The 10,677-nt window shown below is 42.3% G+C and carries 11 protein-coding genes; 10 read left to right on the plus strand and 1 reads right to left on the minus strand.

Going from position 1 to position 10,677, the window contains the following annotated elements; genetic code table 11:
• A partial coding sequence (locus MUP17_02825) for an SH3 domain-containing protein (protein MCJ7457908.1) occupies nt 1-232 on the plus strand: 232 nt, incomplete at its 5' end.
• Between the two features lie 86 nt (nt 233-318).
• On the opposite strand, the gene MUP17_02830 is transcribed toward MUP17_02825, so the two are convergent.
• Entirely contained in the window at nt 319-1,245 is a 927-nt protein-coding gene (locus MUP17_02830) for a hypothetical protein (GenBank protein MCJ7457909.1), read from the minus strand.
• A gap of 532 nt (nt 1,246-1,777) precedes the next feature.
• Here MUP17_02830 and MUP17_02835 point away from each other — a divergent pair.
• From MUP17_02835 to MUP17_02875, 9 genes are all read left to right on the plus strand, one after another.
• Nucleotides 1,778-2,527, plus strand: a complete 750-nt coding sequence (locus MUP17_02835) for a hypothetical protein (GenBank protein ID MCJ7457910.1) — start codon at nt 1,778-1,780, stop codon at nt 2,525-2,527.
• Between the two features lie 175 nt (nt 2,528-2,702).
• On the plus strand, nt 2,703-4,358 hold the full coding sequence (hutU, locus tag MUP17_02840) for a urocanate hydratase (protein MCJ7457911.1): 1,656 nt from the start codon (nt 2,703-2,705) through the stop codon (nt 4,356-4,358).
• Between the two features lie 129 nt (nt 4,359-4,487).
• On the plus strand, nt 4,488-5,768 hold the full coding sequence (gene hutI, locus MUP17_02845) for an imidazolonepropionase (GenBank protein MCJ7457912.1): 1,281 nt from the start codon (nt 4,488-4,490) through the stop codon (nt 5,766-5,768).
• Complete coding sequence (gene lptE / locus MUP17_02850) at nt 5,765-6,274, plus strand: LPS assembly lipoprotein LptE (protein MCJ7457913.1); 510 nt, start codon at nt 5,765-5,767, stop codon at nt 6,272-6,274. Before hutI ends, lptE begins: the two co-directional genes overlap by 4 nt.
• A gap of 155 nt (nt 6,275-6,429) precedes the next feature.
• Nucleotides 6,430-7,377 carry a PorV/PorQ family protein gene (locus tag MUP17_02855; GenBank protein ID MCJ7457914.1) on the plus strand — a complete coding sequence of 316 codons (948 nt, stop codon included), beginning with the start codon at nt 6,430-6,432 and terminating at the stop codon, nt 7,375-7,377.
• A gap of 25 nt (nt 7,378-7,402) precedes the next feature.
• Nucleotides 7,403-7,660, plus strand: coding sequence for an EF-Tu/IF-2/RF-3 family GTPase (locus tag MUP17_02860; GenBank protein ID MCJ7457915.1), 258 nt, complete (start codon nt 7,403-7,405; stop codon nt 7,658-7,660).
• A gap of 164 nt (nt 7,661-7,824) precedes the next feature.
• The gene (locus MUP17_02865; protein MCJ7457916.1) at nt 7,825-8,307 is read left to right on the plus strand and encodes a hypothetical protein; all 483 of its coding nucleotides are present in this window, start codon (nt 7,825-7,827) and stop codon (nt 8,305-8,307) included.
• A 289-nt stretch (nt 8,308-8,596) separates the two neighbouring features.
• Nucleotides 8,597-9,355, plus strand: a complete 759-nt coding sequence (locus MUP17_02870; GenBank protein ID MCJ7457917.1) for an HAD family hydrolase — start codon at nt 8,597-8,599, stop codon at nt 9,353-9,355.
• Between the two features lie 306 nt (nt 9,356-9,661).
• The coding region (locus tag MUP17_02875) for a 6-phosphofructokinase (protein ID MCJ7457918.1) at nt 9,662-10,677 on the plus strand (1,016 nt) is incomplete at its 3' end.

Below are 10,677 nucleotides of genomic sequence, written 5' to 3' on the forward strand. Positions count from 1 at the left end.
CGGCTGGCTGTGGTGTGAAGATCAGAATGGGAAAAAAGGCTGGGTTCCTGAAAGTTATGTTGAGAGAAAAGGGAATACCGGGAAAATAGTTGTGGAGTATGATGCTACTGAACTTACCGTAGAAAAAGGAGATGAATTAGAAATCATCAAAGAGGAAAACGGGTGGCTCTGGTGCAAAAATAAAAATGGCAATTTCGGCTGGATACCGAAAGAAAAGGTAAACGTAATTTAGCAGCAGACTTTAGTTTGCGTTCTGCCTTAAGACTGTATTAAGCGATTTATTGAAGATTAAATATTTAAAAAAGTAGTAAAGGAATGTCAATATAAATCTTTAGAAGAGTTATGCTTTAGAGGGAGGAATCTACTCCGCTGTTGATTGAATTGATCAATAAGCTCTCTTACCTTTTCGCCTATCGCAATTTTCCCCAATAATGAGTACTGGTCTACACCACCAATTGCTGAGATTAAAACACCTGCTAGTCTTACTTGAGTCGTGTCTCGCATATTAAAAAGGGACAAGAACACTGGACTTCCACTTGTTCCAGATAAAATCTCTCTCTCCATATCTATTAATGCATAACCTTTTGAAAACGGTATGTTAGGAATTATTCTCATATTTGTATCACTCGCTATATTATTTGCTATTATATCTATGCCGCCCTCATTACAAAAAGGTCGCAAGAGACTGGTTTCACGGTTATAAAACCCTGCACCAAAACCACAGGTGTAGATTTTTGCACCCTCTTTAAAATCTTCCGAGCGTTGGAGCATAGTGACTTTTAGAAATTGGTATTTGACATCAGGCTCCATCTTAAAATGATAGATTGCTAAATCATTAAATGTTTCACTATCAGGGTGAATCATCAATGTTCCCGACTTAAGAGCCTTTTCTACTTCAATTCTCTCTACCTTTATCTTATCTTCACCTTTCTGCTTACAAGAGATTAAAAAATAGATTGGATCTCTAAGTGAGGGTTTTTTATGACTTACAGTATAGGACGGCTCGTAGAAATTATGTAGTGCAGTTATTAAAAATAATTGAGTACGATCAATTGAGTCTTCAATAAGAAAACCAGTGCCAACTCTCTGATCAGGAATTGAGTCTAGCGAAAGAAGTACACATGCCCGAGTCATAAAATCCTTGATGTCATGTGGAATCTCGTATATTTGAGATTTTATTGGTACTATATTTGTTTCGGGACGCTCAACTGATATTAATTGTGTCAGCTGTTTTTTGATAACCATGATCCACTTCATATGCTTCAGGGCAGGTATAGAAGGGAATAAGAAATAAGTAAGAGAAAATACACTCACAATAAAAATAGTAATTATGGATGAGATGACTGAAAATCTAGTACTACCCAAAAAAATTGAGTACCTATTAGTTTGAGAAAACACTTTTTAAGTATTTACCTTAAAGTTTGTAACATTGCCCATCAATCTTTTTTTTTAAAATATAAAAATATTGTGAATATGCAAGAACTTTTTTAGAATTCAAGTTAAGATGTTGATAATAAAGAGATTATGTCAAAAATTATTGATTGACAGATTTTGAAATAAAGCTATATTAATGTAGTGACATAGATAAATATTTCGCAAATTGAAATTATGTTCGCATAAACTGTTGCCTAACAACGACTTCATTTCTGAATATTTTTTAAGATTTTCCTTGACAACTGATGAAACTTGAAATTGTTTATTAGGAGATTTGTCCGATATCTTAAAAGAGGTCATGCTCCTTAATAACAGGTTATCAAAGTTAGTAAGTATTTAAAACATGCAAGTTTCGAAAGTAGTCTTTGCAGCTGAAATATCAATAATAATCTTATTGTTGTTCCTCATCTTTAATGTTTACGCAACATGGGTAGGGGCGGTACTAACTATCATAGTTGGGATAGTTATTTATGCCCGGATAAGATTAACAATGGTAGTTCCCCTTTCTTCATCTCCATTTCTCATACAGAAGCATACTACAAAAATAGAGTTCAAAGACAGTATGGGTAAGTTAGTACAAGTTACTAAAGATCAGGTAATTAAACCTTGCAAAGGCAAAGCTACTGAGTTCATAGACAGAAATTTATCCGGAACAGGAAGGGTAGATAACTTCAAATCCTTCCGTTACTTAAATCAGGAAGGAAAGTGGAAAGAGTGCAAAATAAATTCTATCAGGACTGAAGGTGGTAGCTTCGCTATTTCAACTTTATATGATCAAACTTTAACTGAAGACACTTGGACTAGGAGAAAATTCGAGTTTGATTTCATAGACTGTTTTTTAGAAGAAGAAGAAAGCTTTATTTATAGAGTTGATAATCCGACTGAATCATTTGACATAACTTTTGTTTTTAATCCTAACCGAAAACCAGAACAAATTATAGTTTATAAAGTTATCGGCGGATATAAAAAGCAATCGTATATAATAACCCCCAAAAGTGTTATTCAACCTACAATTTTTGAATGGTCAATAAGGAATCCTCTTTTAGCTTTCGAATATCTTTTTATCTGGACATGGCGGAAATCTTTTCAATAAGTGAATTCCCTATTAATAATAGTCTTCATTTTCTTAATGCTTGCATTTTACATAAAAGAATAAAATTTCAAGCAAGGTATTTCTATTGACATCTTTTGTGTTGGGGCTTAATTTGGACTTTTGTTGAAATATCCGTCGATATTTTTTGACTTGTTTTATCAGACTGGAGGTTTTTATGGAATATAAACCGGTAAAAGCTCCTCGTGGAACAAGTTTATCCTGCAAAGGGTGGCACCAGGAGGCGGCTTTAAGGATGCTACAGAATAATCTGGACGAAGAAGTTGCGGAAAAACCGCAGGAGCTGATTATCTACGGTGGGAGTGGCAAAGCTGCCCGGAACTGGGAATCTTATTATGCGATTGTTGAAGCTCTGAAAAATCTCGAAAATGATGAGACCCTTTTGGTTCAATCCGGCAAGCCGGTGGGGATTTTCAAGACCCATTCTTATGCGCCAAGAGTCTTAATCTCCAACTCAATGATGGTTCCTGCCTGGGCTAACTGGGAGAAGTTCAGAGAGCTGGAAAAATTAGGTTTGATAATGTTTGGACAGATGACTGCAGGCTCCTGGATTTACATAGGAACCCAGGGGATTTTGCAGGGGACTTATGAGACTTTTGCCTCAGTTGCAAAAAAGCATTTTGGTGGAGATTTAAAAGGGAAATTTATCCTGACCGGTGGAATGGGAGGAATGGGTGGCGCACAGCCATTAGCAGTTACGATGAATGGTGGTGCGGTTCTCTGCGTGGAAGTGGATAAAGCAAGGATCGAAAGACGACTATCCAAAGGTTACTGCGATAAGATGGTCGAGAGTTTAGATGAGGCTTTAGATGTTGTCTTAAAAGCAAAGAATAAGGGGAAAGCCATCTCTGTCGGCTTGGTGGCGAACTGTGCAGATACTCACCCGGAGATTTTAAGGAGAGGGATAATTCCAGATATTGTAACTGACCAGACCAGCGCGCATGATGAGTTAAACGGATATGTTCCCGCTGGAATCCCTTACGAGGTGGCATTGAGACTGAGAAAAGAAGATCCAGAGGAATATATCAAAAGGTCGATGGAGTCGATTGCAAGGCACGTTAAGGCAATGTTAGGGTTTTTGAAAGCCGGCTCAATAGTTTTCGACTACGGCAATAACATCCGGGGACAGGCAAAAAAAGCTGGGGTGGGGGATGCTTTTGACTTTCCGGGATTTGTGGCGGCCTATATCAGGCCTCTGTTCTGCCTGGGCAAAGGACCTTTCAGGTGGGTAGCATTGTCCGGAGACCCTGAGGATATAAAAATCACGGACAAAGTGGTTTTACGTGAGTTCAAACAGGACGAGCCTCTGTGCAGATGGATAAAATTAGCCTCAAAAAGGGTTCAATTCCAGGGTTTACCTGCGCGAATCTGCTGGCTGGGTTATGGTGAAAGAGCGCATTTCGGGGGTATTATCAATTCGCTGGTAAAAAGAGGAAGGATAAAAGCCCCGGTAGTTATCGGCAGAGACCATCTGGACTGCGGCTCGGTCTCCTCGCCTTACAGGGAAACAGAAGGTATGAAAGACGGCTCTGACGTCATCGCGGACTGGCCTATCTTAAACGGACTGTTAAATGCTGTCTCAGGTGCCTCCTGGGTTTCAGTGCACCACGGCGGTGGAGTGGGAATAGGAAATTCGATTCATGCCGGGATGGTGATAGTTGCAGATGGCTCAAAAGAGATGAAACTGAGATTGGAAAGGGTTCTGACTAATGATCCCGGAATAGGAGTGGCAAGGCACGCGGATGCCGGATATGAAGAGGCAATCAAGGTGGCAAAGGAAAAGGGGATAAAGATACCAATGATGAAATCTTAAAAAAAGTGAGGTGTGAGACGGGAGACGAGGTTGTAGTTGCTCGATTTATCGAGCCTTCCTGTGACTTCCAGGTCCCCTGACCTGGCGGGAGAACTGATCCTGTCGGATCAGGGGACCCGACAGGCACTTATGAAAGACGTGAAACGAAAAATGAAAAAAGCCACTCTTCTGATTAAAAATGCAAAACAGCTTTTGACTTTGTCCTCCAACAAAAAAGGTCCTCGCACCGGGAAGGATATGGAAGATGTGGGGATAATTGAGGATGGAGCGGTTGCGGTTTCAGGTAGAAAAATCATTGCGGCAGGAAAGACTAAGGATATTTTAGCTAAAGTCAAAATAGACAAAAAAGCAAAAATCATCAATGCAGAAGATAAAGTCGTCCTTCCCGGATTTGTGGATTGTCACACTCATCCGGTTTTTGGAGCGACCAGAGAAGAGGAGTTTGAGTTAAGGGTGAAAGGGAAAAGTTATGAGGAGATTGCCCAGGCTGGCGGCGGGATCAGGTCAAGCGTCAGGTCTGTGCGGCAATTATCAAAAGACGAGTTGATAAAATTAGCTTTGCCACGTCTGAACAGATTTTTATCTTATGGCACTACTACGATTGAGGCAAAATCCGGGTATGGGCTTTCCCTGAAAGATGAAATAAAGATTCTGGAAGTGATTAAAAAGTTAAATCAGATTCATCCTCTAAGTTTAGTTCCTACTTTTTTGGGGGCACACGAAGTACCAGATGAATACCAGGGTAGAAAAGAGAAATATATAGATATGCTTATCAGACAGATGATTCCACAGGTGGCGAAAAGGAAATTGGCTTTGTTCTGTGATGTTTTCTGCGAAAAAAATGTCTTCAGCCTGGACGAATCCAGGAAGATATTGGAGACAGCCAGGGAATATGGTTTGAAACCGAAGCTTCACGCAGACCAACTGACTCCTTTCGGTGGTTCAGAATTAGCCGCAGAAATCAAAGCTGTCTCTGCTGACCATCTGGAATTTATCTCTGATTCAGGCATTGAGAAGATGAAACAGTCTGGCACAATTGCGGTTTTATTGCCCGGAGCGGTTTTTGGATTGGGTAAAGATAATTACCCTCCGGCACGTAAAATGATTGATATTGGTCTGCCGGTTGCACTGGCAACGGATTTTAATCCGGGCAGCTCTTTTACGGAGTCAATGCCGGTCATTTTGAGCTTAGCCTGTCTTAGGATGAAACTAACTCCGGCTGAAGCGATTACTGCGGCTACTGTTAATTCAGCTTATGCTATAGATAAAGGAGATTCGATTGGCAGTCTGGAACGAGGTAAGAAGGCGGATATAGTTATCTGGGATGTGAAAAATTACAAAGAGATACCGTATCACTACGGAGTTAATTTGGTGGATAAAGTCATCAAAGATGGAGAGGTAGTTAGATGAGCAGATGGATTCTGAGTTTTCGACTCATCTCCCTGTTTGCTGTCTACTGTCTACTGTCTACTTTCCTCTCCTGCGGTCCTTATTCTTTTACCGGCGCAGGCTTGCCCGGCGTCAAGACCATCGCCATCCCTTTATTTGAAAACCAGACCGAGGAATACGGGATCAGAGAGGAATTGACTAACAAGTTAGTCCTGGCTTTTGTGCAGGATAATACCCTAAAAGTGGCTAACGAGAGAATCGCGGATGCGGTGCTCAGAGGCACGATCCTGAAATATCAAAAGGAAGCTTATACTTTTGATGAAAACGAGAACGTAAAGGAATATATTGCCAGAATCTATGTGAAGATAACAGTCGAGGACAAAAAGCATAACAGGAATATCTGGGAAGAAGACAACCTTCAGGGCTGGGGAACCTTCCCGGCTGATTCGTCAGAAGCCTATGGAAAATCCAAGGCGATTGATAAGTTGACTGAGGATATTGTGAATCGTACAGTTAAAGGGTGGTAAGTGCTTAAAACAGGTAATAGGTCGAGGGTGATAGGTGGTAGGGAAAACCTACTACCTACCACCTATTACCTATCACCTGTCTTTCTGAAACTTATTGACAAATAAGAAGTAGTGTAGTAGATTTTGGTAAAGAAATAGTCCAAAGTGAGGAGAAAATGAGAAAAAAGAAAATCCTTCTGGGAACAGCGATATTACTATTGTTGTTTAGTCCCTGTATCTGGGGAACAAATTCCAAAGTTGGAACCACGGCTTACCCCTTCCTGAAAATCGGAGTTGGAGCCAGGGGTTCAGCTATGGGAGGTGCTTTTGTAGGGTTATCAGATGATGAGTCTGCTCTCTATTTCAACCCGGCGGGCCTATTACAGTTGAAAGGCAGACATTTTATAACCTATTATAACAATTATGTAACTGACATCCAGTCCGGATTTGTGGGTTATATTCATCCCTATTCAGAAAAGGTGGTTTTAGGCTTATCCATAAACTATTTCAACTATGGCTCGATGGAGCAGACGGATAATTATGGAAAAAGCCTGGGGACCTTTGGAGCTGCTGACTTGTCTTTCGCTTTCTCCTATGCCAGAAAGATTAAACCCAGATTCGACCTGGGAGCTAATGTCAAGTTCATCGTTGAGAGCGAGGGTGCTCAAAATCATTCCTCAGATGCATTAGCCTTAGACTTGGGCGGATTCTATCAGCACAAAGACGAGCGGACCAGGTTCGGAGCAGTAGTGCATAACTTAGGTTTCCAGCTTAAAGGGTTTTCCTCCAGCCATAAAGACCCTCTTCCCACAGTGGTGAAATTAGGCATCTCTCACAGCTTGAAGGAGGTGCCGCTCTTAGTGACTGGGGACGTATCCGTACCGTTTGACAACGATGTTTACTTTAGCCTGGGAGGAGAGCTGACCTATTTAAAGCCTCTTTTCCTGCGAGTGGGCTGGACCTCTTTTGGGGAAAACTACAAGACCGGCCTGGATAAGGATAAGTGGGCTGGCGTTTCTTTTGGCTTTGGGATCAACTGGAAAAAATATAAATTCGATTATGCTTTTTCCTCCTACGGGGATTTAGGAGGGGTTCACAGGGTAACCATAGCCGGGGGGATATAAACCTTCATATTAAGGAGGGGAAAAGATGCCAGAAGAGGAGATAGGAAAAGTAGCCAGCTACTTTTCCAAGATCGGCGTGGCAGCCATAGACATCACTAAAGGGGTTTTGAAAGTAGGTGACAAAATCCACATCAAGGGACATACTACAGATATTGAGCAGGATGTCGATTCAATTCAGATCGAGCACCAGAGCGTGCCAGAGGCAAAGCCCGGGGATTCGATCGGGATAAAAGTGAAGGACAGGGTCAGGGACCACGATATCGTCTACAAAGTGCTGCCGTAACTAACAAAGTGTCATTCTGACCCCCGTAGGGGGGAAGAATCTGTATTCAAAGGAGGAGGATTCTTCGGTCGTCCCCTTAGGGGACTCCCTCAGAATGACAGCGAGGGTTTTTGCAACACACCCTAAAGGTTTGCCTTACTAAAAAGGCTAAATAAGAGGAGATTTTGATTAAGATTCCTGAAGGTGTATATTTCAAGGACATACCCATAGATGAAAAATACAGAAGTGCCACAACCGGACTGCTCCAGAGAATTCACACCATCTACAAAGGAATATATCAGAAATTCGGGCAATCTGGACTGGACCTTATCCACGAAATCAGCGAAACCTACGGTAAGGAGATTGCAGAACGGGGCAAGAAAAGGGTCAAGCCGGATGATGTCAAATCTGCCGGACTTTTCCTGATACGTGTGTTTGAGATGATCAACTGCCAGGGAGAGGTAACTGAGTTTTCAGATGATAAAATGGTAATCCGGCTTTTCAAATGCCCCTATCCTTTCGATGACCCCAAGCTGTGCGAGGCTCATACCACGATGGAGAAAACCCTGATTGAATCGCTGGGCGAAAACCTCTCCTATAAGATCACCGAATCTATCCCCTCAGGCGGAAGGTTCTGCGAGCATGTGATAAGTCTGAAGAAGAGTTGAAGATTCGTTATAACAAAATCAAATTTACTTCTTCAGGTAATTTTTTTTTGTAGGGACAGAACATTGTTCTGTCCAGTTTTATTTTTTTCGTCGCAGGTAAGGAAACAACGAAAAAACAGCTACAGAACAAAAAATGTAGTTGACATTTTTTAGTTTGTAGGGGAGCCCCTTGTGGGCTCCCGAATGACGGGAGGGGGCAAGCCCCTCCCCTACGAGGATAAGAACAAGCGTAGTTGCTTGATTCATCGAGCTAAACAACCCAATAAATTGGGCAACTACAAGGGAAAAGATGATAGATACAATTACCTTTGACCTGTGGAATACCTTAATCTATAACTCGCCGCAGGACAATCTGAAATATAAGAATGAGAGGATAGATGGATTTCACTCGGTGCTGAAACAGACAGGGAGAAATGTGTCCAGGGAAGAAATCGAGAAAGCCTATGATAAAAGCTTTGAGATATATAAACCTATCCGGGACAGGAACGAGGATATTTCCACCCGAGAACAGGTTCAGATAATCCTCCAATGCCTGGGGAATCCTGAATTTCAAGATTTGACTGAAAATGTCTTAAGTGAGTTGGAAGAGGTTTTGGCAAAAGCAATCTTTTCAGAACTGCCAAACCTTATAGAGGGAAGCAAGGAGACTTTAAGTTATCTTTTTAAAAAAAACTATAAAATAGGCCTCATCTGCAATACTGGCAGAACGCCTGGAAGAGTTTTAAGAGAGGTGCTCAGGAGAAGAAATATCTCCAAGTTTTTCAGAGTTTTGACTTTCTCGGATGAACTTAAAATACGCAAACCCAGTCCGGAAATTTTTTACCGTACCCTGAAATTGCTGGATAGTTCGCCCGGTACAGCTTTGCATATAGGAGATGAGCTGGAAAGCGATGTCCTCGGAGCAAAAAGATGTGGGATGAGAGCGGGATGGATTTCACCCGACCGGGATAAGTTACAGCCTGATTTCCAATCAGGAATAAAGCCTGATCTCGTTCTGCCAGACCTGGTTTCACTCAAAAATATATTAGGACGGGAAAAGTCTGCTTAACCCCAAAGAATAACCTAACCAATTCAATCTGCCGATATATCTTACTGTATTATAGGTCTCTGAAAAAAATTGCAGGGTCAGTCGGGCAAGGTGCCCGACCTACGAAGACTCTCTCCTCTTGAACTCGTAGGCAGTCCGCCAAAGGCGGACCAGCCCTGCGTGATTACTTTTCAAAAGTCTAAATTGGCTTGACAGTTAGATTATTTATCTTGACAGCCACCGGAAAAATTTTATATTGAAATTTTAATTTTTCGAAATGTTCGAATTCGCCTGAGACGGATTCGACTCATAGAGAGGTGAATGAAGATGAAGATCGGTATCTTGACAGGTGGAGGGGATTGCCCGGGCTTGAATGCAGTCATCCGGGCGGTAGTAAGAAAGTCGATTCTTTTCTATAATTCAGAGGTGATAGGAATACTGGAAGGCTGGAGAGGTCTTATGGTAGAAGGGCTGACCGAGGAGTTAGCTCTGGACAAGGTCTCCGGTATTTTGCATCGCGGGGGAACTATCATCAAAACGTCCCGCACCAACCCTTACAAGGAAAAAGACGGGGAAAGAAGGGTGATAGAGAATAAAAAAAGGATGGGGCTGGATGCTCTGATTGCAGTTGGAGGTGAGGATACCTTAGGGGTTGCGGCTAAACTCCATAAGGCAGGTGTGAAGATAGTGGGCGTGCCCAAGACCATAGACAATGATTTAGCCATGACCGATTATACTTTCGGTTTTGATACCGCGGTGAATACCGCAATGGAAGCAATAGACCGCGTGCACACCACAGCCGAGTCTCATAACCGGGTGATGGTGGTGGAGGTTATGGGCAGGCACACCGGCTGGATAGCCATCGAGGCCGGAATAGCCGGGGGTGCGGATATAATTTTAATCCCGGAGAAACCGGTGAATTTAGATAAGGTCTGCGAAGCTATTTGTAAAAGGCATGCGCGAGGGAAAGATTTCAGCATCGTGGTGGTAGCTGAGGGTGCTAAGGTTGCGCTGGATGAGGAGGATAGAAAGAAGGAGAGTTTCATAGTGCAGGACGAATGTTTAGATGCATTCGGGCATGTGAGGCTGGGAGGAATTGGAAAACTGTTAGCCACCGAGATAGAGAAAAGAACCGGGTTTGAGACCAGATTTGTGATTCTGGGCCATATTCAGAGAGGAGGCACACCCACAGCTTTTGACAGAGTTTTAGGGACTCGTTTTGGAATAGCGGCTGTGGATCTGGTGCACAAGGGGGAGTTTGGAAAGATGGTAAGTTTGCAGGGGAATAAAATAGTTCCAGTTGACCTGTCCGAAGCAGTTTCCAAAGTTAAATATGTGGATGA

It is taken from the genome of Candidatus Zixiibacteriota bacterium (genome assembly GCA_022865345.1).
Taxonomy (GTDB): domain Bacteria; phylum Zixibacteria; class MSB-5A5; order MSB-5A5; family RBG-16-43-9; genus RBG-16-43-9.